Origin of the sequence: Moorena sp. SIO4E2, from assembly GCF_010671945.1 — a bacterium.
In the GTDB taxonomy this organism is placed as follows: domain Bacteria; phylum Cyanobacteriota; class Cyanobacteriia; order Cyanobacteriales; family Coleofasciculaceae; genus Moorena; species Moorena producens.
Genome location: NZ_JAAHIE010000001.1, coordinates 78,059 through 104,543, shown reverse-complemented (window position 1 = coordinate 104,543; position 26,485 = coordinate 78,059). Strand labels below are relative to the sequence as shown.

The 26,485-nt window shown below is 43.5% G+C and carries 21 protein-coding genes and 1 tRNA gene; 5 read left to right on the top strand and 17 right to left on the bottom strand.

Annotation, left to right across the window (positions count from 1 at the left end; all coding sequences use genetic code 11):
• Positions 1-18 precede the first annotated feature (18 nt).
• The 6 genes from F6K37_RS00440 to patR all read right to left on the bottom strand — a co-directional run bounded on the left by F6K37_RS00440 (position 19) and on the right by patR (position 6,492).
• Entirely contained in the window at positions 19-1,296 is a 1,278-nt protein-coding gene (locus tag F6K37_RS00440; RefSeq protein WP_287247453.1) for an ABC transporter ATP-binding protein, read from the bottom strand.
• 2 nt (positions 1,297-1,298) lie between these two features.
• Positions 1,299-2,108 carry an ABC transporter permease gene (locus F6K37_RS00435; protein ID WP_502708856.1) on the bottom strand — a complete coding sequence of 270 codons (810 nt, stop codon included), beginning with the start codon at positions 2,106-2,108 and terminating at the stop codon, positions 1,299-1,301.
• 525 nt (positions 2,109-2,633) lie between these two features.
• Positions 2,634-2,858, bottom strand: a complete 225-nt coding sequence (locus F6K37_RS00430; RefSeq protein ID WP_287247449.1) for a hypothetical protein — start codon at positions 2,856-2,858, stop codon at positions 2,634-2,636.
• A 194-nt stretch (positions 2,859-3,052) separates the two neighbouring features.
• A complete protein-coding gene (locus tag F6K37_RS00425) occupies positions 3,053-4,846 on the bottom strand; it encodes an SLC13 family permease (protein WP_071107460.1) in 1,794 nt (597 codons plus the stop codon).
• A 461-nt stretch (positions 4,847-5,307) separates the two neighbouring features.
• Positions 5,308-5,475, bottom strand: coding sequence for a hypothetical protein (locus F6K37_RS00420; RefSeq protein ID WP_154659665.1), 168 nt, complete (start codon positions 5,473-5,475; stop codon positions 5,308-5,310).
• A gap of 6 nt (positions 5,476-5,481) precedes the next feature.
• The gene (gene patR, locus F6K37_RS00415) at positions 5,482-6,492 is read right to left on the bottom strand and encodes a heterocyst master regulator PatR (RefSeq protein WP_044492236.1); all 1,011 of its coding nucleotides are present in this window, start codon (positions 6,490-6,492) and stop codon (positions 5,482-5,484) included.
• 351 nt (positions 6,493-6,843) lie between these two features.
• On the opposite strand from patR, the gene F6K37_RS00410 reads away from it, so the two are divergent.
• Positions 6,844-7,692, top strand: a complete 849-nt coding sequence (locus F6K37_RS00410; RefSeq protein WP_044492237.1) for a tetratricopeptide repeat protein — start codon at positions 6,844-6,846, stop codon at positions 7,690-7,692.
• Positions 7,693-7,766: 74 nt separating this feature from the next.
• Here F6K37_RS00410 and F6K37_RS00405 read toward each other — a convergent pair whose 3' ends face one another.
• The 3 genes from F6K37_RS00405 to F6K37_RS00395 all read right to left on the bottom strand — a co-directional run bounded on the left by F6K37_RS00405 (position 7,767) and on the right by F6K37_RS00395 (position 10,820).
• Positions 7,767-9,494, bottom strand: coding sequence for a succinate dehydrogenase/fumarate reductase flavoprotein subunit (locus F6K37_RS00405; protein WP_008179299.1), 1,728 nt, complete (start codon positions 9,492-9,494; stop codon positions 7,767-7,769).
• A gap of 184 nt (positions 9,495-9,678) precedes the next feature.
• On the bottom strand, positions 9,679-9,990 hold the full coding sequence (locus F6K37_RS00400) for a hypothetical protein (RefSeq protein ID WP_008179300.1): 312 nt from the start codon (positions 9,988-9,990) through the stop codon (positions 9,679-9,681).
• Between the two features lie 757 nt (positions 9,991-10,747).
• Positions 10,748-10,820 (bottom strand) — tRNA-Arg (locus F6K37_RS00395).
• 650 nt (positions 10,821-11,470) lie between these two features.
• On the opposite strand from F6K37_RS00395, the gene F6K37_RS00390 reads away from it, so the two are divergent.
• The 3 genes from F6K37_RS00390 to F6K37_RS00380 all read left to right on the top strand — a co-directional run bounded on the left by F6K37_RS00390 (position 11,471) and on the right by F6K37_RS00380 (position 14,274).
• The gene (locus tag F6K37_RS00390; protein ID WP_008179302.1) at positions 11,471-12,130 is read left to right on the top strand and encodes an Npun_F0813 family protein; all 660 of its coding nucleotides are present in this window, start codon (positions 11,471-11,473) and stop codon (positions 12,128-12,130) included.
• Between the two features lie 93 nt (positions 12,131-12,223).
• Positions 12,224-13,258: a hypothetical protein gene (locus F6K37_RS00385; RefSeq protein WP_008179304.1), complete on the top strand. Its 1,035-nt coding sequence runs from the start codon at positions 12,224-12,226 to the stop codon at positions 13,256-13,258.
• Complete coding sequence (locus tag F6K37_RS00380) at positions 13,255-14,274, top strand: helix-turn-helix domain-containing protein (protein ID WP_008179306.1); 1,020 nt, start codon at positions 13,255-13,257, stop codon at positions 14,272-14,274. Before F6K37_RS00385 ends, F6K37_RS00380 begins: the two co-directional genes overlap by 4 nt.
• A 179-nt stretch (positions 14,275-14,453) precedes the next feature.
• Here the strand turns inward: F6K37_RS00380 and F6K37_RS00375 are convergent, their stop codons facing one another.
• On the bottom strand, positions 14,454-15,383 hold the full coding sequence (locus F6K37_RS00375; protein ID WP_008179308.1) for an ADP-ribosylglycohydrolase family protein: 930 nt from the start codon (positions 15,381-15,383) through the stop codon (positions 14,454-14,456).
• A 549-nt stretch (positions 15,384-15,932) separates the two neighbouring features.
• Here F6K37_RS00375 and F6K37_RS00370 point away from each other — a divergent pair.
• Entirely contained in the window at positions 15,933-17,855 is a 1,923-nt protein-coding gene (locus F6K37_RS00370) for a glycoside hydrolase family 10-like protein (protein WP_287247440.1), read from the top strand.
• A 129-nt stretch (positions 17,856-17,984) separates the two neighbouring features.
• Here F6K37_RS00370 and F6K37_RS00365 read toward each other — a convergent pair whose 3' ends face one another.
• From F6K37_RS00365 to F6K37_RS00335, 7 genes are all read right to left on the bottom strand, one after another.
• Complete coding sequence (locus F6K37_RS00365) at positions 17,985-21,029, bottom strand: non-ribosomal peptide synthetase family protein (RefSeq protein ID WP_287247438.1); 3,045 nt, start codon at positions 21,027-21,029, stop codon at positions 17,985-17,987.
• A 98-nt stretch (positions 21,030-21,127) separates the two neighbouring features.
• On the bottom strand, positions 21,128-21,502 hold the full coding sequence (locus F6K37_RS00360; protein ID WP_071986791.1) for a four helix bundle protein: 375 nt from the start codon (positions 21,500-21,502) through the stop codon (positions 21,128-21,130).
• An 88-nt stretch (positions 21,503-21,590) separates the two neighbouring features.
• Positions 21,591-22,346, bottom strand: coding sequence for an SDR family NAD(P)-dependent oxidoreductase (locus tag F6K37_RS00355; protein ID WP_008179315.1), 756 nt, complete (start codon positions 22,344-22,346; stop codon positions 21,591-21,593).
• Positions 22,347-22,371: 25 nt separating this feature from the next.
• Positions 22,372-22,779 (bottom strand): cupin domain-containing protein, encoded by a 408-nt coding sequence (locus tag F6K37_RS00350; protein WP_008179317.1) that lies wholly within the window; start codon positions 22,777-22,779, stop codon positions 22,372-22,374.
• A 57-nt stretch (positions 22,780-22,836) separates the two neighbouring features.
• Positions 22,837-23,778, bottom strand: a complete 942-nt coding sequence (locus F6K37_RS00345) for a methyltransferase (protein WP_287247435.1) — start codon at positions 23,776-23,778, stop codon at positions 22,837-22,839.
• Between the two features lie 87 nt (positions 23,779-23,865).
• Positions 23,866-24,729 (bottom strand): formyltransferase family protein, encoded by an 864-nt coding sequence (locus F6K37_RS00340; protein ID WP_287247433.1) that lies wholly within the window; start codon positions 24,727-24,729, stop codon positions 23,866-23,868.
• Positions 24,726-25,874, bottom strand: coding sequence for a TauD/TfdA family dioxygenase (locus tag F6K37_RS00335; RefSeq protein ID WP_287247431.1), 1,149 nt, complete (start codon positions 25,872-25,874; stop codon positions 24,726-24,728). The genes F6K37_RS00340 and F6K37_RS00335 overlap by 4 nt, the downstream gene beginning before the upstream one ends.
• Positions 25,875-26,485 lie beyond the last annotated feature (611 nt).

The window sequence follows — 26,485 nt, the reverse complement described above, 5'->3', positions numbered from 1 at the left end:
TAACAACAATATTTTTTGTTATTGGGGTAATGCTTTCCATTTTCTAGGTTGATAAAATTGACATTGTGTCATTAATGAATTACTTTTAACTTTGAAGGTTAATGATACGTGGTCGTAGATATAATTAGGTGGCTTTTTGACCCATACTCTACTAGAGTAAGAACCAGGTCTTAATCCAAGATAAGGCATTTCTAACTGAAGTTCAACTATTCCATTATAAATTTTTAATATTGTGTTGTCTAGGTTACTATCCAGGTTTAATAATGGTTCCCCTTCTCCAGAAATTTCTCTAATCATAAGACAAAGGATTCCATGATAAATTTTTGTGTGAGCTTTGCACTTAACACACAAGTATACAGGTTGACCACTCAGAGGATATTCAATCCTATTTCCTTGTCCATCTCTAAAGTAAACGGCAAGAATATCTAAACCAGTGCTTTCTTCTGGTGGTTTTTCTTGAAAGAAAACAGCGCCCTTTGATTCCTGTTTGTTATCTAGGAACAAATCTTCATCATATTTTTGCATTACCACAGCCGCCTTACCAACTGCTAGTAATTTTCCTCGTTGAAGATAAATTGCTGAATCACAAATAGATAGAATAGAATTAGGATTGTGAGCTACTAGAACAAACGTTGTACCTTTATCACGTAATTCAGACAGCTTTCTATAGCATTTCATCCTAAACAGAAGATCGCCGACTGCTAGCACCTCATCAATCAGAAGAATATCTGGTTCTGTATGAATTGCACTAGCGAAGCCTAACCTTGCTGCCATTCCAGAACTATAGGTTTGTACCGGCGAATCAATCGCATCCCCAATTTCCGCAAACTCTAGAACTTGATCAAACCGCTGATCAATTTCTTCCTTCGACAACCCCAAAATCGACATATTGGCATAAATATTTTCCCGCCCTGTCAAAATCGGATTAAACCCTGCTCCCAAAGCAATCAATGGTGCCAACCGACCTTTAACTTCCACAGAGCCAACATCCGGCTTAATCAAACCACTAATAATCCGCAACAATGTCGATTTACCACTACCATTTGTCCCCACTAAGCCAATAGCTTCTCCTCGTCGCAATTGAATACTGACATCATTCAGTGCCCAAAACTCCTTTTTCCGCAGCTTCTCATCCTTCTGCCTCAATCCTACTAACTCAGTGGCAATATCATGGACCCCATATAATAAAGACCGCTTCAAGTCCCGACAAAACTTTTTAGAAACCCCATTAACCGAGAGAATGACTTCACTATCCTGGGATTTGTCCGCAACGTCTCGCTCAGTGCTACTAATCATAATTAAGAACTGATCCTCTCAACTACAAAAGGGATGGATAGACGATAGACAATCCAAGCTAGGAGCAATCCCACAACAGCAATCCCACTCGTAACCCAAAATCCCAGAGGTTCTGATATCACACCTGTCGTTGCCAACTCTCGTGTTGTCACCAGCAAAGGAGTGACTGGATTCAATTTCACAATAGCGCCAAATACCCCCTCACTAGGAACTGGGTAGACAACTGGAGTCAGAAACAACCAAAATCCAGTTGCCAAAGTAAGACCCATAGAAAAATCTTTATACAAGGCTCCCATCGGGGCTAATAACAAGCCAATAAATGTTCCGAATAAGACAAGATGAATGAAAGCCACTGGTGCTATAATCACGCTCCAACTTACTGGCATCCTGAACCAGATAAACAAGCCCACAATCAGAATCAGCTTGATACCAAAGTTAAAAAATACTTGACCCAGTTTGCTAAGAATAATGGCTTCACGGGGGAAATTAATTTTAGCCAACATCGCCTTTGCCTCGGTCACCGCTTGGACAGGACCATTCAGTGTTTCCACAAAAGTCTGCCACAGGGTCATGCTAAACATCACATAAGCTGGATAGGGCAAGTCTGTGCTACCAACATTAATCACCCCATTACTCTTAGCCAAAGTAAAGCCAACAGCCGTCACAATTGGTGGTATAAAAGCCCAGATAATTCCCAGCAATGACTGGCGGTATTGAGCACTGATATCCCGGACCAGAAGTCGCCAAGCTAGTTCTCTAGAAGCCAGCAAGTCTCGCCGCATCTCTTGAAATAATTGAAGCGGATGCCTCATCTGACTCTCAGGGGTATAAACCACCCTGGGTAATCTCTGATCTGATCTTTGAGTCCGTTTCAAAACTATCTCCTCACTAAAATCCCTATGGTTACTCTGGTTTAAACTTGTGGAATAACAATCAATTATTTTATCGAATCGATTAGATAATAATAAATTTTAAATTAATTTAAAATTTATTATTATCATAGCTTTACCATAGCGCCCTGCTAGGTTTTAGCTCTGAGGTATTTCTACTTATTTAAGGTATTTTTTTAAAGAGTGTAATGGCCATCAAACGTAATAATATAGGTTTTATTGCTAAAATATCAATGGGTTACAACTCTTTAAAAATTGAATAATTTGATACTATTTTTTTTGCTAGAATCTACAGGTTATGGTGAGATTTTAAATCTAGAATTATGGTTTATAATAATTATCTGTTCAGTTATTCAAGAGTTATTGGTTAAATCTGGATAGTTTAGCCAATCAATTAAATTCATTGGTTCAGAAAAAAAACTCTACCCCAGTTGACCAAACTATTCTTCAGCCAATTTTTTTTCCAATCACCAGCCTTGATATCAAGTTGCGTTCAAAGATATCACGATTCACAATCAGGATGGGGAAGAGGGGAAAGAGTCCAGAGTATACCATCGGGCACCTCTGGTTTAGAACCGGACTTTCCGACCCGTCTGTTGCCGGTAATATCATGTCAAGATAATTACCCTTAATAAAAATCTCCCCCATCTGGCCATCTGGCCATCTGGCCATCTCCCCACACTTCCCACCCTCCCCAACCTCCCCGCGCCCGGGCCCCAAAATTGATGGGTATTCAACCAGACTTGATATAAGGGGTTAATCATTTCCCGACTCTTCGGATTTCAGCTCTCGGATCACTTAGCAGTTGGATAGTAAAAGATTTAGCTAAAGCTTCAAGAATCCCGGTCTATTTATAGCGGGGAGACTCAAGACAACCCATACAGGGCAATCACCAGTGGCGGAATAATCAATGCCATCAACAAACTTAATGGGGCACCCACCCTAGCAAAATCCAAAAACCTGTAACCCCCTGGCCCATAAACCATGGTATTGGTCTGATACCCAATCGGAGTCATAAAACTATTGGATGCTGCAAACATCACTGTAAACATAAATGCCAGAGGATTGAGACTCAAACTCTTAGCTACCTCCACAGCAATCGGCAATAGTAACACCACCGAAGCATTATTAGACAGCACCTCTGTGATCAGGACAGTAACCACATAGAACAGTGTTAACAACCAATAACCAGGGAGATTACCCCCTAGTGCCACTAGATTTTCCGCTAACCATTGGGTTGTGCCTGACTCCTTCATGGCTATTCCCAAAGGAATTAACCCAGCCAGCAGGAAAATAATATCCCAGCGTACTGTTCCGTACAGTTCCCCAGGCTTGAGACAACCAGTGATCACCATCAAGACTACTCCCAACAAGGCACTCACCATAATCGGTAGTACATTAAAGGCAGCTGCTAAGACTACCCCTACACTAATTGCGATCGCAATCCCTGCTTTGTCTCGCCGTAGGGTTTCTAAATCTCGCTGTCCAATCACCAACAAATCTCGACTGGTTTGCAATCCCAACAAACTTTGCCTCGGACCTTGTACCAACAGCACATCACCAAAGTGCAAGCAAACTCTTCCAAGTCTTTCTCTGACCAGTTCCTGTCCCCGTCGAATTGCCAAAACCGTACCGTTATAGCGTTGTCGAAACCGCATATCCTTTAAGGTTGAGCCAATTAAATTAGAGTTAGCCAGGATCAACACCTCAGCAATCCCTTCCTCCCCAGAGGTAAGACCCGTTTCCAAGGGTTGCTTTCCAAATTGGACATCAGCTAAGATTTCTATCCCTCGTTCATCTTTGACTCTCAGCAGACACTCCCGACCAGACCTCACAATCAAAATATCCCCTGGTCGCAATACTTTATCTGCCAGCGGTTGGGGAAAACGGCTACCATTGCGAATCAGTTCCAAAACGTCCAAATCAAACTTCCGCTGAATTTCACTGGCACGTAGGGTTTGCCCCACTAGGCTGGAATCTGGTGTAATTACAATTTCACTGACATACTCTTTGAGATTATAGTCCTGAGTGACAATACCATTGCTGGCTACTTTACGGTTGGGCAAAAGTCGGGGTGCCACTAGAGCCAAATATGCCAATCCTATGGTGAATGTAATTAGCCCCAATCGGGTGAATTGAAACAAGCTGAAATCACCATAGCCCAACTGTTTAGACAACCCACTGGCCAAGACATTAGTGGAGGTGCCAATGGTAGTGATCATGCCCCCTAAGATAGTGACAAAGGATAAGGGCATCAAAAGCCTAGAAGGGGAAATACTTTGCTTGCGGCACCAATCTTCTACAATAGGAAGTAGTACAGCCACCACAGCGGTATTGTTAATGAAGCCTGTTATGGGCCCAGCAATTATTCCCATGGTAAAGATTTGCTGGGTTGACTCCTTGCCTCCCCACTTCAGCAGTAGGTCATTCACGATTTGAAGCGCCCCAGTTCGGGCAATCCCAGCACTGAGGATAAACATAGCCATCACAGTGATCGTGGCAGGGTTGCCAAAACCGGAGATTCCCTGTTCTGGGGTGACTAGCTTTAGAAGCATAAGTAATACCATCACTGCGATCGCAGTGATATCCACTGGCATCCATTCCCTAATGAAACTGATTAAAGCTAGTAGGACAACGCTCAGGGTTAGAAATATAGTCATAGATAGCGATCGCTCTCACCAAAAAAGACTACCTTAGTTAGGTAGCTCATGGACATCCATCAAACATTTTGATAAATTTACCTATCCATGGAATTTATCTCGCCATATACTAGCCAAAATGATTCAATAACGCTATTAGTTAGCGTATCCTTTATCAAACTAATTTATAGTTATAGCAATGAGCATAAGCCTTAGGAAATCAAATTAATTTAAAGGTAACTTCGGAACTTCGGAACTTTGGAACAAGCATGTACTAATCTTTATTCCCCGAATTCATCCGTGAATATGAACTTAATTATTCATTATTATCTAGTCAAGTAGATCCCTTAATTAAAACTTTAAATTAAGACACCCTTGATTTAAAAAAAATTAATAATAAACTGTCAATTATTGTTGACTGTTAACTGTTGACTGTTAACTGTTGACTGTTAATCTTACCATCCCGCCAACAAAAAAATCAATTAAATTAAAATTGAATAAACTCCTGGGGGTTGCTCTGAGGATGCCAGGGGAACAGGTAGCTTCTGGAGTAGGGGAGTAGGGGATATTCCATGTCCGTCCCGATTCCCCCATCCCCCCATCTTCTTCAAAGTAAAGCGTGGTAGCTCACGCTTCGAGCAATTTTCCACTTCCCATCAAGCAGAATTCCCAGAGGGATCACCCTTACTACCCTTGTCAATACGCTTGATCGGTTTCGGTCTTGGTCTTTGGGGTTTGGGTGCTGTGGCTGTAGCCACGCCATCCTTTTTACGAGGAGGGCGTGGCTTCGGGTAACTCTTTTTAGCACCAAAACGTTTTTTATTTTTATTAAATGGTTTCCTCTTTGGTCCAAATTTGTTGAGAAAACCAATATCGTTTCCTTCCTGGATCACCAGGGTATTGGCTTGCAGCTGTGCATGTAAATCCCAAAAATGACCAACGACCCTTTCTCCCAGGCAACCCTTAAGCTTTAACTTGAAAAACTTAGGCTTATCTGACTCTTTACGAGGTAATTGCCTAATTTTAACAACGACTTGTTCCTTCTCCCGCGAATGGTAGATCACCTCGCCACGAATGGAAAAATAGCCATCCTTCGGAATCGGTTCCGCCTCAGCTTCTGAGGAGTCATTTGATGTCTCGACTTCTGCTTCGGACTGAGCAACTCCCGAGTCAGTTGTTTCAGCTGAAGCTGTGGGTTCGAGAGTTTCTGGTTCCCAGACGCCAACAATTTGGACATGTAAGTTATCGTCTGCTTGCCTGATGCGGGGATAGACAACCCAGAGGTGGGGCTGATTGAGATCTAAGTGATTCTTGACCAAACTCATGACCCGACCGAGTAACACCGCATCAATCAAGGTTCCATCTGCCGCTACAAGTGTTCCCCTGGTCAACTGCTCTGCGGAAGGCATATATTTGCCATTGACCAGACCAATGGCGCGGTATTGCCTAGGTTCACTGGGGGCAGGAATTGGGTGCTGTCTTGAGACCTTACTTGAGACCTGAGTAGTTACTTTCCCATTAGATTCAGCTAAGGGAGCTGATTTGGTGGTATCTTGAGAGCCACCAGTTGGTGTTTCTGGGGGCTGGTTTTGCACACTGGATACTTCCGGTGGTTGGATTCCAGATGACTCAGCTGAGTCGGGAAGCCGATTCACAGACGAATTCATATAACCTCCTAGCGGCGGAGACACATTCCCATGGGTGGTTTTGACTGACATTGGCAGCATTGTTTTGTCAACATCTTCCAGCTTTCCGGTGTCCTTTCCAGAAAAAATTATCCTGGATTCTTGCCACCACAAAACTGGAGGGTGAGCGCACTTGGTACTAGTCTACCCACTGTACAGAATGCAGTGAGATAAAGGCTAGATCCGCAAAGTTTATGGAATCTTTAATCTGAGCGGTTTCTAGCCGATTTAACTGAGCTTTAATGCTAGCTTATTTAATAGATAGGATTTATGGGAGGATACTTTAAAACCCCCAAATCGTTTCATAATGGCAATAGAGTTCAAGAAGGTTTTGTGTCTCAAAAGCGCAGTCTGTGGATCAAAATAGTGCTAGTACTAGCTGTGCTAGCGTTTATCGGTATTTCGATGATTCCTTTGCTAGGGAATATTTTCAAGGATAATCCCGCCTCTGTTGGGGCAACACCTACAGCTACACCAAATATGTCTGCCCAGCAGCAAGCAGAACTAGAAGCTCAAGCCAAGGGTTATGAACTAGTCTTGCAGCGAGAACCAGAAAATTTAACGGCTTTGAGAGGTCTGCTGGAGATACGGCTGCAGCTAAGAGACATCAAAGGCACGATTGAACCCCTAGAAAAGTTAGCCAAACTCAATACTGACCAGACAGATTATGGAGTCTTGCTGGCTCAGGTAAAACAACAAATTGGCGATCGCGAAGGAGCAGCTCAAGCCTATCGGGACATATTAAACGCTAAGCCTGGGGATATGAATGCTCTGCAAGGGTTAGTTAGTTTGCTAACCCAGGAAAACCGCCCAGAAGCAGCCATCGGTTTGCTGCAAGACACCTTAAAAAGTTCCCAGCAAGTCAATGAAATTAAGCCTGGGAGCATTGATGTCATTTCTGTGCAGTTGTTGTTAGGTCAAGTTTACGCGAATCAGAAGCGTTATGACGAAGCCACAGCTATATATGACCAGGCAATCAAAGGCAACCAAGATGACTGGAGACCAGTGCTAGCTAAAGCCATGATTTTTCAAGAACAGGGTAACACTGAAAAGGCTAAACCCCTCTTTGACCAGGCTACATCCCTAGCACCAGCCAAGTACAAAGACCAAGTCAAACAGTTGGCAGCCGAAACTCCAAAAACTCCGGAAACTCCCGAAATTCCCGAAACTCCCGAAGATTAGTGATGAGTAACCGACACAGAGTACTAACGCTAGTTACCCATGACTCGACCACTGAGGCAGTCTCGGACTAGTAATCAATACTTCCGCTCTTTCGGTTCAAACAAGGTCATGCTTACCGGTTTATATTGCAGGTCAATACCTGCGGATGAGTAAAAAGCTAGGGTGTGTTTGAGAAAATTGGGATCATCCCGTTGGGGATAATCCTCCCGGCTATGGGCACCCCGGCTTTCTCGTCGGTTCAGGGCAGATGTAAGAATGATTTCTCCGACTATCATTAAATTGCGCAGTTCCAAGGCTTCGATAATTTCCGTGTTCCAACAGTTGCCTTTGTCATCCAAATAAATTTGCTGGTACTGTTGTTTCAATTGTTCCAGTTGGTTTAACCCCTCCTCCATGGAAGCTTGGTTACGGAAAACGCCACAGAATTGGGTCATACAGTCTTGGAAGGCTTGACGCAACTGGTTAAGCCGTAAGGTGCCAGATTTTTCCACAAGGGCTTTGATTTTTGCCTGGGCTGCATTGAGGTAGGATTGCTCATCAATGTCTGGTAACTTCCGGTCTTGGACGTATTTTGCGATCGCAGCACCAGTTCTTTTGCCATAAACGACACATTCCAACAGGGAATTACTCCCGAGGCGATTTGCCCCATGAACAGAGATACAGGCTGATTCCCCAGCGGCAAAGAAGCCCTCAATTAACCCATCTTTACCACTATGGACTTGCCCATCGGTGTTGACAGGGATTCCCCCCATGGAGTAGTGGGCAGTTGGTCGTACTGGCATTGGTTGATGTACTGCGTCAATACCAAGCAAGCGATGGGCTTCTTCCCAGCAAAACGGAATCCGACTCATAATCTTGTCTTTGCCCATATGGCGCAGGTCAAGGTAAACAAAAGGTCCACCTGCACTGCCATCAGGATGAATTCCACGACCAGCTCTGAGTTCTAGGGTAATCGCTCTTGAAGTAATATCCCGGGGTGCCAGTTCCATTTGTTTGGGGGCGTAGTCGCTCATAAAGCGATCACCTTCTGAGTTAATCAGATAAGCCCCTTCCCCTCGTACCGCCTCAGAAATCAAAACCCCCACCGGATACAAGCCCGTAGGGTGAAACTGTACAAACTCCATATCTTCCAAAGGCACCCCAGCCAGAGCTGACATTGCCAGACCATCCCCAGTGGAGGCAAAGTCATTGGAGGTCGTATTAAATACCCGTCCATAACCCCCGGTAGCGAACATGACAGCTTTTGCCCGTACTACTTCCACCTTCGTGTCTAGGAGCTGGAACATAACCACCCCTTTTGCCTGACCCTCTTCCAAAATCAGCTGCATAACGTACCACTCATCGTAGAGTTTGACACCGTTATGCCGGAGATTGTTCACCAGTTCATGCAAAATGGCGTGACCCGTCTTATCTGCCGCGTAGCAAGTGCGCCGATGGGAATGACCTCCAAAAGCCCTCTGAGCAATCCGACCATCCGGTAAGCGGGAAAACAGCACCCCCATGTGTTCCAGCTCAATGACTACCTCTGGAGCCTCTTTGGTGAGGATTTCTACTGCATCCTGGTCTGCCAAGTAGTCAGACCCTTTAACCGTGTCAAAGGCATGGGCTTCCCAGCTATCGGACGCATCAACATTCTTCAGAGTAGCTGCCATACCCCCTTGGGCAGCCACCGAATGGGAACGAATTGGGTGAGTTTTAGCCACAAGGGCGACATCCAGCTTAGGCTCAGAGCGTTTAATCTCTAAAGCAGCGCGACATCCAGCTAATCCCCCACCGACAATAATGACATCGTGTTCTAGCATCTCGGTCGTATTATGGAATCCGAATTCCTATTTTATGCTCTAGGTTATAGCCTCTAGGCATCTAGCCTCTAGGCATCTAGCCCCTAGGATTCTGACAAAGAATGAAGCGCCCCTCATCAAGCACGGAGGCTCTCAACTCTCCTTCCCCGGGTTCTGAAAAAGCCGGGGATGGTTCGGATTCTCTTCAACCGGTCGCCTCAATCGGTTTCTGTCTAGGCGCTCTGCCGACCGCTGTTGATGTGGTTTCCTCCTCTTCCATCTGAGCAATTTCAATATGGTTTAACAATGTAGTCACGAAGGCAAAGAGCAGGAAGGGCAGAGATAGTACCAAAATCAGCCCGACAGTTGCCAGAGCGTAAATTTGGCGGTCAGCACTCCAAAGAGCTAAGGCTGAGGCGAGACTCAGGAAAATTACGATTAACCAAACCATAATTTGTCCATAAATGTCACCAAAGCTTAGGGTGCAGACAATGCGATATCGTTGTAAGTTATCCATGGCATCTCTTGACACATTTCTTTATTTTTGTGACATACTCCCGACGCTGACAAGCGCGGTACAGCGCGGGCTTCTTACCAACTCCAGCCATCGCTTCGGATACTCGGTAAGCTTTATTAACGACACGGGATGCCCCTCCGCGCCGGAACAATACAAGAAGTTCTAGAACCAAAGTACTGCAGGTGCGAGCCCGTTGGTGCGACCCAAGGCCGGGGAACCCGGCCTTGGGTCGCACCGCCACGCGAATTTAATTCGCCGACGGAAAGCGCACCTATGGAATTTTACCCATTCACAGATAACTCAAACTATCGAGTTTTTCTGAAGGTCACCCCATATTCTTTGTTGTCAAGGTTTAATTAGTAGGTGGCGATTAGCTCTTAATTTGATGTCCCTACTATACCTAGTATGTCACAGTTAATTGGCAAGCTCCGTTACGACCCTTGCCCCGCTGTCATCCTAGAGATGAAACCTTAGAATAGGGTCGCCTTAATCAATGAGTTTTAACCTTTTTCCGCATAGCCTGCCAACCATAAAGGCGACCCTATTCTTACGGTAACTTCAAGACACTTACCCTATCGGGTAAAGTGCGGGGCTTCTCGCGGTTTAGCTAAGCATATGCGTCTCATCCAGGTTTGGGGGATTTCTCAATAATTTTTAAGAGGAGCGCAACATCACTTTACATTTAGACCTTAGTCCTATGTATTTTGTGAGCCAAATTAAGCCAGATGGTATTGACTTTTGACCAATAACCAAAGAGCGCCCTCGGTAGGATTTGAACCCACGACCCAGGGATTAGAAATCCCTTGCTCTATCCACTGAGCTACGAGGGCATAGCTATATCATACATCAGAAAAAACTGTTTTTGCTTGGCTGGTGATCGGGTACCAGTCTCTGTGTGGCTAATACCTAGTCCTATCAAGGCGCTTTGGGGGTATTCACTCCTGTGTCGGTAAACCATAAACAACTATTATACCAATTTCAAACGGGACAGTCAAGGTCAAGGAGGAACAGGGAACTTAGGATCAAGCAACAATGGCTCCGGTAACAGAAAGCATTCCCCGTTAACCGTTGCCCGTTCCCCGTTCCCGATCTCAGGAGAGCCTTGGGCTTAAGTGGATAGCCACCACAATTATCGATTGCTTGTCTCAATTAGCGGTAAGACTCAAGGCACTTAGCTCGAACCCGAGTTAAGGTAGGTACATAGTCAGTGTCACTGATCAGAACTTAGTCAGACCCTGTCACAAGGATTCTGATCAGGAGATAGTGACTAGTACTCTGTCAAAATTGAATTGAGGGGTAAACTATACTTTTCCGGATTAGGCACGCTTTTACTAGGCATTAGGTATGACTTAACACCTTGCCACCGTGCCACCGTGCGACCTTGCCCTAACCCTCAAAACTAAATTGACAGAGTACTAGGGGGTTAGAACACTTCGTCAACAGCACCCCCTGACCCTGTCAGGAGTCATGTGCCAGTATCATGTTTATTTTGAAAAGGCAGGATGTTGAAATCTCTAGTATTCAGCACCCACAGAGGGAGCAGCAAATCCCGATTCTCAATTACCAGGGGCAAACCTTTCGCCTGCTCAGTGTATTTGGTTCCACTCAGGAAGAGGAAGCCATAGCTTTCTGGCGAGACCTCACCGATAATCGGGGCAAAGCTTGTGTATTGTTGGAAGAACCTGACCGCTACAGCGTTTGGGGAAAAATCCGTCTGGAGCAATTAGGCACTGAACCCAGCTCTGAGGGCACTAGGGTATCCTACATTCAAGCCTGTCTTTTGCTACTACAGACGGTGTATATGGATGTGGAAGACTTCTTAGGAGCTAGACAAGCTGGGTTGTTTCAGAAGGATATCGCCAAGATCTTGATAGATTTAAACTTTCCCCAGGTTGAATCGACCCAAGCTGTACAACAATTGCTCAAAATCGACCCCCTTACCAACTCTGATTTTCCTACCTGGGAAGAACATGATTTGATCACCCTGTTGCAAGAACTCTATCGCTTAGGTAAAGACTATTTTGGCAATACCAACTTTGCTCAGGGGGTTAGCGATATATTGCAGGATATGCCCCCTCAGGAGCAAACTCAGTTTATCAACTGGCTTAACAACTCTGATCTTGGTAATCTATGGCAATAATCTACAATTGAAAATAAGCTTAAGAATCATAGATATTTTAGCTGCCTAACCATAGTCTTATTGTGCTAGTCAGTGATAAGTGTGAAATTCCTTATGAGCAGCTCTGCAGAACGGTCATCAGGTAATCTATCCCCCCTCAGCAGCAATACCATCATCTATGGTGGTATTGCTTGGGCGATTATCTCCCTATTATTCTTCTTGCTGTTTGGGATTACATCCCCTGGGCAAGAAAGTCCATTTTGGTACCTGATTACTACCTACTTTTTAGAATGTATACCCTTCCTAGTAGCAAGTATTCTCTGTTTCAGAAATTGGCGTAGCCCTCAGATTGCCAGTGGACGAAATGTCTGGCTAGGACTTGGTCTGGGGAATCTGTTCTATTTGATGGGTGACTTGATATTCGGTGTGTGGGAGCTGTATTTTCACCTTAACCCTGATGTATCACTAGCAGATGTGTTTTACTTATCGTCCTACGTATGTCTTGGGGTAGGCATGTTTTTAGCAGTTATTCCCAGGCGCTTAAACTTAGAACTTTGGCAAGGGTTAACGATTGTAGCGATTGCCATAGTGGGGATGGCCTTAGCTGCTTTGCTGTTACTTGCCCCTTCCCTCGAATCCAGCACTCCTGAATCTGGTGATTTGATAATTGCGTATTCTATTTCTGACTCGACCACAGCAGTTCCGGTCAAGGACAATAATGCTATGGTCATCTCGGCAGAGCCATCTGAAATAACCAACTCTGAGGCAAATCAGAGTACCGATCATAATTCTCCAAGGTGGGCTATTGAACTTGACAACTCACTGAGTGCCTATTCAAACCAATTGACGACCCTCTACATTGCTTTCGATGTAATTCTGCTGATTATTGCCTCATCCCTACTGTTAGCGTTTTGGGGTGGACGTTTTTCCCAATCCTGGCAAATGATTGCCGCTGCCACATTTTGCCTGTACATTGCAGATATGTGGTTTAAGTATGCTGAGACTAGACCGAACTACGAAAGTGGCGGTTTACCAGAAGTCTTTTTTGTATTCAGTGGTGTATTGTTTGCAATAGGGGCTGCCCTGGAATATCAAATATCGAGCCGTTCCCGTCGTGGTTCACGCAGGCGAGCTGAAAAAGTAGCATGAGTCCAAGAAAACTATCTGATGTCGATAAACAGGACATCCTAGAACTATATCGACAGACAGCAGAGACAACTTCAACGCTGGCTGACCGTTATGGAGTTAGTAACTCCACCATTAGCCGTATCCTTAAGAGCAACTTGTTGGAGCCAGAATACGAGGCTCTAATCCAACAAAAGCGCTCTAATCGTACTGCTGATCATGTTTCCTCTTCTACTGTCAAAACGGCTAAGCCTGTGGTAGATTCAGCAGCTCAATCATCACTAGTTGGACTCGAAAATGAACCATTAGCAAATGAACCATTAGCAGAATCTATCAGTGATTTATTGACTTCAACCTCTACTGATGGACGTCGGCGGCGTAAGCGTTCCTCTGTGGCTACTCAACCACCAGTGGAGGAAGAGGAGCAACATACCCAACTGCAACTAGATATTACCACATCAGGTTCAGATGAAGATAAGTCTGTTGATGACCAAGATGAATTCTTACCTGAGGATAAGGGACTAGCAACTAGGAGATTCGCTGAGTTGCTGGACGAAGATTTAGGGGATTTGGATCAAGATGATGATTTAGAGGATTTGGATGACCTAGATGATCTAGATGACCTAGATGACCTAGATGATCTAGATGACCTAGATGAAGATTGGGACGATGACTTGCCAGATCCTGAGATTCACGAATCCATCAGAACCTCTGTGGCTAAAAGCGGTTCTTACATTGAAATTTTGCCCCTCTCGGAAGCTTCTCTTCCTAAAACCTGCTATTTGGTAGTCAGCCGAGCGGCGGAGTTAATTGCTCGCCCTCTGAATGAGTTTAGCGACCTCGGACAAATTCCTGACGAAGAAGTTCAAGAGACAACCTTGCCAGTATTTGAAAACCATAGGGTAGCACGGCGTTTTTCTAACCGTTCTGAGCGAGTCATCAAGGTTCCTGATGCTCAGATGCTTCAGAAGACCTCTTCCTATTTGCAAGCTAAAGGAATTACCCGATTATTAATTGATGGTCAGGTCTATTCTATTTAATATCAAGTCCCCTGGCTTCTGGGTGAGGGACTTTCGCCCTTAGGGTTTTAGGGAGTCGGGAGTCGGGAGTCGGAATTCCCCCTACTGCTGGCGGAAGGGTGGGAGGGGGGAAGCAAATGGAATGTACTTCATAAGTATTTGAAACGCTATAACTATTGATATAACTTACTTGATATAACTTAAGCGCTTTGAGCGAGGGCAAATAGTTGGTCAGCTGTGGACTCAATCAGCTCCCGTTTAACTAGTCGGTAACGCCAAGATTCTGGTATCCCTTGATATCCATAAAATGCCCCTGCCAATTGTCCGTAAACTGCCCCGGTGGTATCAGCATCATCACCCAAGTTGACGGCTAACAGACAGCCTTCCCGAAACGAGCTACTGTGCTCAAAGGCCCATAACGCGGCTTCTAAGGATTTGACTACATAACCTGTCCCCTTAATTTCTGGGGGCTGGCGGTATTTGAAGGATCCTGTGGCAATTTCGTGTATTTCCCCAACCATTGGGTTTTCTTGCCAGTATTGAGGAATGGGGCAATAGAGTTCCGAAAGCAGTTCTTCTTTGCTTACTCCATTAACTGCTCCCACTAGCAGGGCCCCCAAGTAGCGACAAGCATCGACAGCGGTTGCTACTCCATGAGTGGTGCGTGAACTATCACCAGATTTCTCGATCGCTTCTCTGGGTTTTTTAGCATAAAACAAAGGCACAGGAGCCAAGCGCATGATAGACCCATTACCAGCACTACGGGGAGCTGTGGAACCACAGTAAGGGTTTTGGGTTATTTGAAATTGCTGCAAGGCTTGGGATACTGTGTTTCCAATGTCAAAACACTGACCTGTGCTGCTGAGATAACCTTCTCGGGACCATCGCAGATACTGCTGTAATTGATCAACTGGATCAAACCCCTGTTGCTCAATCAAACTATGGGCTAAACACAGAGCCATGGATGTATCATCAGTCCAGTAGCCAGGCTTCAAACCAAAAGTCCCACCACCCACCATATCTTGAATCGGGGTAAAAGAGCCTGGTGGCTTAAACTCTAAAGTAGTACCGACTGCATCCCCGACAGCCAATCCTAAGAGACTGCCACGGTAACGGTTAATTAGCTCCATGAGATAATTCCTCCTGTGACATACTCCCACACTGACAAGCACGGTTCAGTGTGGGCTTCTTACCAACTCCACCCAACGGTATCGGCTTTCGCCGACGCGGGGCGCGTTCGGATACTCGGTAAGCTTTATTAACGACACGGGATGCCCCTCCGCGCCGGAACAATACAATAATTTCTATTTTTAATTAGTAGGTGGCGGTTAGCTCTTAATTTATTTTCCCTACTACATCTAGTATAGACGATATTCAATTGTAATTGTTTCCTTATTCCATGCAATAAGAGCGCAAAATTCATCCCATAAGACGCGCGCCTTAGATAGGGTCGCTTTACTACATGCATATTTAACCCTTTTACGCATAACCGACTAACCATAAAAGCGACCCTATCTTACGGTAACTTTAAACACTCATGCTGCGCATTGAGATGTGGGGCTTCTTTTGCTAGAAGCTAATCCATCACCTCTGCTACTCTAGTGTTGGTGTTTTTTGCATCTTCGCGGTTAATCAAAATCCTGATTAACCCAACACCTCACCCGGAGCTTGTTCAACCCATGAAACCGTTACTCAGACTCTGGCCTATAGCCTTGGTAAATAGACTGGTTTCCTTTCAGCAAACCATTAAACATCAGGGTTGGTGGATTTTGCTATTTGTGATCGGCATGATAATTCCTCTATGCCAGCTTTCCCCATCCTACGCCAGTAGTACCTTTAAGGATGTCCCAGAGAATTATTGGGCACAGCCGTGTATCACCAAACTAGCACAACAAAATATTATCAGGGGTTACCCAGATGGTACCTTTAAACCGAATGCTCCGATCACCAGAGCTGAGTTTGCTGCACTGCTTCTGAAGGCTTTCCCTAGTGCTCCTCAAGTGCGCACTGACCAAAAATTCGTGGATGTACCAACTAATTACTGGGCTAATCAGGCTATTCGTAATGCTGATAAAACGGGATTTTTGGCTGGCTATCCTGGTAGAGTTTTCCGGCCTAAGCAAAATATCCCTCGTGTCCAAGCCTTAGTATCTTTAGCGAGTGGATTGAAGTATCAACCGGTTAACCCTTCCGTAGAGACTTTAAAGGCAGCGTTTACTGATGCTACGGCAATTCCGAACTATGCCCAAAATGCGATCGCAGCAGCTACGGAAAATCAGATTGTGGTCAATCCCCCTAATGTGAAGCAATTCAAACCTAACCAACAAGCTAGTCGAGCTGAGGTAGCTGCTTTCTTGTGCCAAGCTACCCAAACCACTGGATTGATTCCTAATCAATACATTGCTAAGGTTGAGCCACCAACTCCTGGTTCTACTGAAGCGGAGTTAAGGGGGGTATGGCTGACAAATATTGATAGTCAGGTACTGTTTTCTACTACAGCAGTAACGGATAGCCTAGAAAAACTTAAGGAGCTGAACTTTAACACGGTATATCCTACAGTGTGGAATTGGGGTTATACACTATATCCGTCTCAAGTAGCTAAACGGGTAGTGGGACTGGAAGCACGAATATCCACGGAGTTAGAAAAAGACTTATTTGACCCAGAAAAGGGGGTACAGGGAGGACGAGATGTTCTCAAAGAGATTGTCGAGGTGGGACATGACAATGGTTTGAGAGTTATTCCCTGGTTTGAATTTGGCTTCAAAGCACCTTCTTATTCTGAATTAGCCAAACGCCACCCAGATTGGCTGACCCAAACCAAAGATGGGGTCAAGACTCAAACTACTAAAGGATTAGAACCAGAGGATGAAAGACTACAAGAGATTGTTTGGCTCAATCCTTTTAAACCAGAGGTACAGCAATTTATTCAAGATTTAGTTATCGAAGTTGTCAACAACTATGATGTTGATGGGATCCAATTCGATGACCACTTTGGCTTGCCAGTGACCTTTGGTTACGATGATTTCACAGTAGAATTGTACAAAAAAGAACACCAAGGTAAATCTCCCCCCACTGACCCAAAGGATGAGGAATGGGTACGGTGGCGAGCAAATAAAATTACGGATTTCCTAACCAAGCTGTTTCGAGCAGTTAAAGACAGTGTTGAAGACAGTAACAATGATGTGATTATTTCCCTATCTCCCAATCCCCAGCGTTTTTCTTACCAATTCTTTTTAGCTGATTGGGCAACTTGGGAACAACGGGGTTTGGTAGAGGAACTAATTGTCCAGATTTATCGAGATAATTTCAGCACTTTCATCTCGGAATTAGACAAGACAGAAGTCAAAAGAGCACGAAGTCATATTCCGGTAGGAATTGGGATTTTAAGTGGTCTAAGAACTCGCTTAGTTCCGGTATCACAAATTCAGCGGCAAGTGGATGCTGTCCGACTGCGGGGATTTGCTGGTGTATCGTTTTTCTTCTATGAAACCTTGTTGAATATGAGTGATGAACCAGCTTCTGAGCGTGAGAGGGGTTTTGAGGTCATGTTTCCTGAGTTCGTGAAAGCACCAAATATAGAGGATTGGAAGAAATCGAATTGAGGCGTTGCTGAATTGAAGTCTGTTGCTATAAACGCTATTTTCTATTAGTTTACCACAATTTAATTATTTTTCGGAGATGTCTAGTCGTCGGAGTATATATCGAAATCATATCAATCGATTCTATCCCTCCTACATGCTAAATGGAAACTCTTCGATTTGCCGAAGGTAAACCCGAAGCAACTGGCTGTCTGGGGACGCGCAAGTAATACCAGACTTAGCAAGTCCCTTAACAGTATTTTCGCAATCCAACTTTGACGTGAAAGAGGATGCCTCTAAATAGGTTAGCTGAGTTCCAGGAATTTTTTTCGTTAAAAACGGCAAGATGGGACTTAAAACATTTTCTGGGGAACTCAAGATCACATCCCGCATTTTTGATTCCCAATCGGGATAGTCTATTTGCTCGATAAGGTAGCCGATAGAACGAATGAGATCGACTAGCTCCCCTATCTGCAAACACTGAGGATTGACTAAGTGGAAGCTTTTTCCTAGGGATTCTTTCTGCCTAGATAGATAAACAATGGCTTGACTAACATAGTCTACTGGTGTCAAATCGAATTCAATATTGAGATCGGGAGCAATGCCTTGCTCGACAAAGCTCTTGAGCAGGCGACCTAAGGTTTGCTCGGCATTAGATGCGCCAGTTTTACTGTGCCCGCTAATCGTCCCTGGTCGGTATATACTAACCGGAATACCAAAAGAATGTGCGGTTTTCAACAATTTTTCTGCTACCCATTTACTTTGAGCATAGCCTCCATAGACTACTTCACAATCTTCCAGAGGGTCTTCTTCTCGAATGGATGGCTTGTTGAAATACCCTGTTGACTTAAAAATAGCGGGTGAAGAGATAAAATGGACGGACTTGAGTTTGATTTGACTGGCTAATCTCAAGATTTCCTGAGTTCCTCCCACATTGGCTGCTCGCATAGCTGTGTAGGGATAGGCTAAATTCAAGAAAGTGGCAGAATGATAGATAATATCGATTTCCCGCGCTAGCTCCTCGAACTGTTGCTCGTGTAGTCCCAAAAGTGACTGGGACAAATCCCCTATCACTGGAATAATCCGGGAGTTGAAATTTTCATATTCTAGTAAATAGCGATCGAGGTTGTTGGTAATTTTATGCTTGCCTTCAGCAGTAGTCTTACAGCCACGAACCAGGCAATAAATCCTGGCTTGGGTTTGTCTGAGGAGTTCATCGAGTAAAAAAGCACCGAGAAATCCCGTTGCTCCAGTCAATAAAATAGCATTGGGTTCGGAATAATACCCAACAGAAGTAAAGTTCGGTTTGATGGTGGGATCTAGAACGGCTTCTGAAAGCAACTCTTCCACAGTCATGCTTTCAATCCCTGCAGCCTCTTCTGAGTTGCTGAATTTATCGATTGCTTCAGCCATGTTAGCTACTGTGGGTGCTTCTAACAAGGTGCGTAGGGGGAAATCAACTCCAAAAGCGTGTCTTACTTGGAAAAGGAGCCGAATTGCTAGCAGAGAATTTCCTCCTAATTCAAAGAAGTTGTCCCTCAGGCCAATTGGATGGATGTGTAAAACCTGACTCCAGAGTTGGGCTAATTTTGTTTCTAGTGAGGTACGGGGTGGGACAAATTCTTGCTCTAAAATAGGTCGTTCGGGATTAGGTGCAGGGAGCGATCGCCTGTCTAACTTACCATTAGGGGTTAGGGGCAACTCGTCTAAAACCACAAATGCGGCAGGAAGCATGTATTCTGGCAGCTTTGCTTGGATAAGTCTTCGCAATTCTGGCACAATTTCTATCCGAGATTCTTCACCCACAGTGCTGACAATATAAGCGACTAAGCGCTTGTCACCCGGAATATCTTCCCTAGCAATTACTGCGGCTTGTCTCACCACAGGGTGTTGAGTAAGTACTCCTTCAATTTCCCCTAGTTCAATGCGGAAACCGCGAATTTTTACCTGATGATCGCTACGACCGAGTAACTCAATATTACCATCGGCAAGATAGCGAGCTAAGTCTCCTGTTTTGTATAATTTTGACTTTTGACTTACTCTTCGAGAAGCCGCTTTCGCGTCTATGACTTTTGAATTTTCAAAGGGGTTGGTGATGAATTTTTCTGCTGTTAATTCTGGGCGGTTGAGATACCCCCTGACGAGATAGTCTCCGCCTACGTAAAGTTCCCCAGTTTCTCCTCTGGGAACGGGTTGCATTTGCTGGTCTAAAATATAAATTGGCAGGTTAGCAATCGGGCGAGTTATAGAAAAGTTACGCGGTTCTGGTTCTGGTTGACAGTTCCAGGAGCTAACAACAATGGTTTCAGTAGAGCCGTAGATTTCAATTGCTTCGCAATTGGGAAGGCTCTCCCAAAAGCGTTGTTTGAGAGCAAAGGGAAATGCTTCCCCACCTACAAAGATTCGTCTGAGATTCCTGCAACTCTTCAAGCCCGGATCTTCCAGGAAAATCGAGAGCATAGAGGAAACAAAATAAGCAACGGTAATTTGCTCTTGGGCGATTAGCCGAACTATGTAAGCACTATCTTTTTCACCGTCTGGTTTTGCTAAAACAACGCAAGCTCCAGCCATTAGAGGCCAAAATAACTCCCAGCGACTGGAAACATCAAAGCTGAGAGAGGCTTTGTGCAAAACGCGATCGCTTTTCTGATAGGGAAAAGTCTCTTGAAGCCAGCCCCAGCTTTGACAAACCGCTCTATGGGGCATCATTGCCCCTTTTGGCTTTCCGGTTGACCCAGAAGTATAGGTAATGTAAGCTAAGTTTTCTGCTCCAACCCTACCGACTGGGTTAGTATTGCTTTCTACAGCTATTTTCTGCCAATCTGTATCCAAGCAAACTAGATGTCCTTGATATTCGGGAATTTCCGCCACCAATTTCTGTTGCGTCAACAGCACTGACACCTGGGTATCATGGAGCATGAACTCCAAACGCTCGCTCGGATAGGATGGATCTAAGGGCACATAAGCCCCCCCTGCTTTAAGAATCCCCAAAAGTCCGATCGCTGTATGGATAGAACGCTCCACACAAATCCCCACAAGGGTTTCCGGTTCTACACCTAAGGAGCGCAAATAGCTGGCTAACTGGTTCGCTTTGCCATTAAGTTCTCGGTAGGTTAACTGCTGGTTGTCACACACAACCGCAATAGTATCAGGTGTTCGTTCTACCTGGGCTTCAAATAACTGAGGTATGGTATTCATATACTTTGAGGTTTTGGGTGTTAGGTATTAGGTGTTAGGTGTTAGGTGTTAGGTGTTAGGTGTTAGGTGTTAGGTAAAACACCAATTCTTCCGATGACCTAATTTTTCTTATTATCCTTGAGTTTTTCGATCAGAATGTTGAGCATTCTTCCTATTTCATCGCTTAGCTCTAAAACAGGTTGTAACTCCGAGTTTTTAAGATAAGATAATCTACCAGTAATTAGCAAATGTGTTTCCAATTCTTTCAGAGATCCATTAGCTATGGAGAGATGATGGATATAGTCTCCCAAATGCAGTCTCCCTTTCCCCTCAGCGATGTTAGCTGGAATTGAAACGGCAGCTCGTTGAATTTGGCTGCTCAGTCCATAAATCTCAGTTTTTGGTAACTTAGAAGTAAGTTGGTAGCATAGTACAACCAAGTCCATTGCCCGATTCCAAACCTTTAAGTCTCGATAACTCTTAACTTCGATCACCTGGATCACCTTTTTCGTTTAGTCATTATCTAAAGCCCAACATCTAACACCCAAAACCTAACACCTAACACCACTTCTCTGATGCACTCTAGCGCACGTATGAGGCTCCATTAATATCAATGTTGGTTCCAGTTGCCGAGGGGACTTGTCCGGATAAGAGGAAAACCACCATGGCAGCAATTTCCTCTGGCTGGGCGATTCGCTGTAGGGGAATACCTGATAATATCTCAGACAGAGGATAGTTTTGGGTAAATTCCGCAGTCATCTCGGTATCAACAAAGCCGGGACAAATAGAATAGGCTAGTATGCCATCAGCCGCGAAGTTTCGAGCAATACTTTTAGTGAAATTACTCAGTGCTGCTTTGGAGGCTGCATAGTGCATACACTCTGGGGTGTCACCACGATGAGCTGCACGACTGGAAATATTGACAATAATTCCTCCTCCCTTGGACTTAAAGTGTTCTATGGCGCGTCTGGTGATGGAACTAACAGCAATCAGGTTAACTTGAAGAGTTTTGAGCCATTTTTCTTCCCAGACTGAGGGATTATCATCCAAGCTGAGTTCGGTCATGATGGCGGCATTATTAACAACACCATCAATGGCATATCCCAGATTAATAATTTCCTCCACTAATTCTTGTCCTGCTTGGGGCTCGGATAAGTCTTTTTGAATTACAACACAATCCGTTTTTGCTTCGGATGCTAACTTCTGGGCTGGCTCAATATGGGAATTACAGTGCACCACAACTCGTGCTTCTGACCCAATAAGATGTTCGGCGATGGAGTAGCCGATTCCTGTTCCTGCTCCTGTTACCAGAAATGTTTTTTCTGCGATCTTGATCATTGCATTAGTTCCATTAGGTTAAGATTCAGGATTTCTGGCTAGGAAAGAAATCTGGTTTCCAATCCGCAGGCACTTCTCCCACTTCGTTCTTAAAATCGTGAAAGCTGTTCGGCGAAGAAATGGCTATAAAGTGTAGGTCATTGCTTGATTCATTCCTAATTTGATGCAGCGCTCCCGGAGATATTAGTATGCCATCACCCGAATTAAGAACATGTGTTGTGTTCTCAATTACTATAGATGCTTCACCCTCAAGTATAAAGAAAAACTGTTGGGCAACTTCGTGGTAATGTTCTACTCCCCTGCTGTTGGGAGGCATAATTTCCTGTGCAACGGTTAAATTGTCATTGGCTAATAAATGCCATCCTTGACAGCCAGTTCCCCATTGAAAATTTTCGGCAGTAGCTTTATTGATGATCTTTGCGTGGTTTGACATTGCTTTTTTCTCTTAAATCTAAAGTTACTTTAGCATGAGCAAAACTTAGGAGTTTACTCATGCTTTCTTGGCACGGATAAAATATAACTGCTGATAGAGATTGCCCTCTTCTTCTAGAAAGGGGGAGGGTTCTCCTTCTAGATCTGCTAGTTTTTGATAGCTTTGGACAAACTCTGTGTGATAGTTAGCTAAGGCAACATTAATTCTGTGGACAACAGCCCAATTGGCATCACCCCGCTCTTCCCAGTTAATAGAATAGTCTAAAGGATTGTCACTATCGCTTTCAATTCCTTTTCCCCAGTATTTTTCCATTAACCTATGGGTTAGTCTGGGGCCATTTTTACTGGTGGCGATGAAGAGAATTTCCCCTCCTGGTGCCAGGTAGGAACTACCTTGGGTAATTAAAGTGTCCATTACTAGTCTGCCGCGATCGCCATTGCGGTTCCATTCTTCACCCCGAAATTGGTCAGCAAACTTCAGCCTTGCTTGCAATTTTTCCTCCGTATCAGGTAGTGCTGGCGGGTTGAGATAAATGCGATCAACTTTCCCTTCAATCTCTCGATTCCCTTGAATTGCAGCAAAGCAGTTAGACTCAAAACTTTGGAAATCTTTTGGGTTAAGACCATTCAATGCCCAATTGCTTCCTTGCAGGGTAACGGCATAAGGGTTTAATTCCGTGCCAATTACCTGAGCTGCACCACCTTTTCCGGCGACTATGCCAAACATGCCTAAGCCACCAGCAAAATCCATCACCACCTTGCCCCTACAATCATCAGCAGCTACTAGCTCACACATTGTGAGGGAAAATAGTGAAGAAGGTGTCCAAGCATTAGGATGGCTTTCTAGTAAAATATCTAAGTCATTACTGAGATGATATTTGACAATCGTGCCCGCCTCTAAAGACTGATAATCAATGTTACTGTCCGAGTCGTAGGTAATAATTGTTTTTTGTGTACAGAAATCTTTGTCTGTTTCTAAATTCAGCTCTGGAGTTTTCATTAATTCTATTTGTCTTCGGTAAAGCTACACTAATTGGAAAGTTTCAACTGTTTTTTCTAGGTAATAATATGCTAGAATTTCGCAAAATTAACTGTAATAAAATAGTTGTATGCCCAAATCCTCCATTTGATTAACTTCTTGGTAAGTGGGAGTACGATAATATGTTCTTTTACTAAGATCCTGTTTTACATCCCAAGAAAAAGGAAAAGAATATCCTTGAGCTAACTCATCGATGTATTCTAAAAATATTTGGGCACCCTTTTTGTAAATTAAACATAAATTTTTTAGATAGCTGTAGTTTTTATTAAGATCTACAGAGTAAGCTCCTATGATGCTACCTGTATCAATTCCTTCCTCAACAATATGTAAAGTGCCGTAAAGAGATTTTCCTTCAGCCATATCCCACAAGGAACACCACACGCCAGCACGTTCAGGAAGTTTTGATGAGTGAATATTGAAAATCTTACCCACACCATATTCACTTGCTACTTTAATAATTTCTGAACTGATGATTAGATTGTTCCTTACAGACAAACTAATGTAAGGTTCATGTTCTTTATAAATAGCAATAATTTTCTCCTGTTCTTCTCTGTTTTTCGTACTTTTGATGCGATACAATTTGCATTCGTAGTGTCTCGCCATTTGATTGAATGTCATCAAATGGCATTTTTTATTGCCTAGATTTTTTTCAATGTCAGGGAAAACTATGTTACGGATATAATCTTTAGTCAAAAAATTAAACTTAGACAATTTTTCGACTTGGCTTTCTGCTTTTCTCGATACTTTTTGTGACAAAAATATATGAACTTTAAAGTTTATATTGCTCAAAAAAGGAAGCAAAAAATTTAGAGTTATATTAGCGATAATATCTTCGTTACAAAAAATAATCATATTTTTATGCTGATTATTTTTGTCCCTTTTTTGCCTAAAATTGTCTTCACAATTATTCATATCTTCTTGTCATTACTTACTTGTCTATTAAGATCCTCTATTCTGAGTTTACTCTCTAAGTCTTCTGGATAGTTATCGGGACTAAAGTAAGCAAGTTTAGAGAGAATGTCGCTTTGTGTTTTCCAGGCCAATTCATCTTGTAAATATGCCTCAAAACTTTGGCTTGTAACCACCTTTTCTAGTTCTTTGTGTCCAGTAAAATAAATTCCCTGGTCGATGGGATTGGCAGTATTATTATCGAAAGTCCAACGCAGAACTTTTCTAATCTTCGTTTCGGAGTTAGTAAATCCTTCTCTACCATGAAAAGCAACTAAATTTGCCAGCACTAAACTTTCCCTAAGTTCTTCTAACAAAACGCTTGTGTAATTCTCTGGATCTTTATTAAAATTCCAGATCCAGTTCATTGCTATCTGAGTCAAAGCGCTTTTACATTTATATTCAACATCACCATCGGCGCGATAACCCGTTGTAATGCATCTTTTTTCCTTATGGTAATTAATAATTGGTTTACTAAGATGACCATCCGTTCCTTCCCTAAAAAAGGTAACAGCATCTGCTTCTTTTAAAACAGCTAGATAAGGCAAAGGAATAGCATTTAAAAGATGCTGTCCACTCGCCACACGAGTTTCCCCTCCTGATTGAGCATTTTCTAGGACTGTAAACACCACCCAATCAGGAACGACTTTTAAGAATGTGCTGTCTTGATGGACTTCCTGATGACCGTTGTATTTATTACCCTTAACACGATCAGCTGGATTTGCCATCATCAAAACATCATTTTCTTTAAAATCAACGCCATAGTCAGCTAACACTTTTCTGGCTAAAGCATTCTCATTGGATTCTATTTTGCCAGCATTACTATAGGGTTGTCGCACTTGTTCCCCGAGCAATAAATGCAACTGATTTCGCCATTCTTGAAAACGTCGATTATCTAATAACGCATCATTTTCGTGAGTACGGAGAACAAAAAAACCATATAGATTTGTCAATAGCTGCACGTCCCTGCGAATCCCATCATCTGAAAGCTTTCCCCCAGCAGGAATCTGAATAGTGAAATCTTTTTTTGTTAATTTCCTGAGTTGATATAAAAAATCGTAATTGTTCTTTACAAAATTCCTTTTTTTGATGTAATTATCTAGATACATTGTCATTCATAACATTAAGATGATTTATATGTCAAGATATGTCAAGTTTTCTCTTGCTCTTGATAGGCTTTAACTACAGCCTTAATAGTATCATGATTTTCCTTTCTTTCAATTATTTCTCTTGTAACTTTAACAGATTGGTGTAACCTATAAGCATAAGATTTTCTTAACTTTATAAAGTTTTGTTGAATTAAGTAACAAAAACACCTTAGCCCACCGCTACCGGGAGGGAGCATGTCATTTTTGCTGGGGGGGCGACATGAATGGCTATAAAGCTGACAGAACAAGCGCGGGTTGACTGACAAAACTAATCAACCACTTACTGGTAGGTTTGTATTCTGAATTCCAGTCGATAGTCGTTTATCCTGAAGGGGTGACATGGAAGCTAGAATGTAACCATAATAAGCGACCTAGCTCTTATACCTCGTAAATAATACTCCAGTTTATTGGGATTTAAGCTCATTAACTCCTTCACCAAATCCCAAAACGACTCCATAAAACTCACCCAAGTTTGACCATATAAGCTGACAGGGCGCTTGTCGCCCCGTCAGGAAAACGGCTGTAAGATTTACTTAATCAAAAGTCTCTCAAACCAGCACTAATAAAGACTC

Coding starts and splice junctions, on each gene's coding strand:
- F6K37_RS00350 (WP_008179317.1), bottom strand. CDS start 22,779: ATGTCAAACCACGCAAAGATCATCAATAAAGCTACTGCCGAAAATTTT.
- F6K37_RS00385 (WP_008179304.1), top strand. CDS start 12,224: ATGAGCAGCTCTGCAGAACGGTCATCAGGTAATCTATCCCCCCTCAGC.
- F6K37_RS00440 (WP_287247453.1), bottom strand. CDS start 1,296: ATGATTAGTAGCACTGAGCGAGACGTTGCGGACAAATCCCAGGATAGT.
- F6K37_RS00340 (WP_287247433.1), bottom strand. CDS start 24,729: ATGAATAATTGTGAAGACAATTTTAGGCAAAAAAGGGACAAAAATAAT.
- F6K37_RS00345 (WP_287247435.1), bottom strand. CDS start 23,778: ATGAAAACTCCAGAGCTGAATTTAGAAACAGACAAAGATTTCTGTACA.
- F6K37_RS00390 (WP_008179302.1), top strand. CDS start 11,471: ATGTTTATTTTGAAAAGGCAGGATGTTGAAATCTCTAGTATTCAGCAC.
- F6K37_RS00335 (WP_287247431.1), bottom strand. CDS start 25,874: ATGTATCTAGATAATTACATCAAAAAAAGGAATTTTGTAAAGAACAAT.
- F6K37_RS00375 (WP_008179308.1), bottom strand. CDS start 15,383: ATGGAGCTAATTAACCGTTACCGTGGCAGTCTCTTAGGATTGGCTGTC.
- patR (WP_044492236.1), bottom strand. CDS start 6,492: ATGAATTCGTCTGTGAATCGGCTTCCCGACTCAGCTGAGTCATCTGGA.
- F6K37_RS00400 (WP_008179300.1), bottom strand. CDS start 9,990: ATGGATAACTTACAACGATATCGCATTGTCTGCACCCTAAGCTTTGGT.
- F6K37_RS00430 (WP_287247449.1), bottom strand. CDS start 2,858: ATGGCCAGATGGCCAGATGGCCAGATGGGGGAGATTTTTATTAAGGGT.
- F6K37_RS00405 (WP_008179299.1), bottom strand. CDS start 9,494: ATGCTAGAACACGATGTCATTATTGTCGGTGGGGGATTAGCTGGATGT.
- F6K37_RS00365 (WP_287247438.1), bottom strand. CDS start 21,029: ATGAATACCATACCTCAGTTATTTGAAGCCCAGGTAGAACGAACACCT.
- F6K37_RS00425 (WP_071107460.1), bottom strand. CDS start 4,846: ATGACTATATTTCTAACCCTGAGCGTTGTCCTACTAGCTTTAATCAGT.
- F6K37_RS00435 (WP_502708856.1), bottom strand. CDS start 2,108: ATGAGGCATCCGCTTCAATTATTTCAAGAGATGCGGCGAGACTTGCTG.
- F6K37_RS00370 (WP_287247440.1), top strand. CDS start 15,933: ATGAAACCGTTACTCAGACTCTGGCCTATAGCCTTGGTAAATAGACTG.
- F6K37_RS00355 (WP_008179315.1), bottom strand. CDS start 22,346: ATGATCAAGATCGCAGAAAAAACATTTCTGGTAACAGGAGCAGGAACA.
- F6K37_RS00380 (WP_008179306.1), top strand. CDS start 13,255: ATGAGTCCAAGAAAACTATCTGATGTCGATAAACAGGACATCCTAGAA.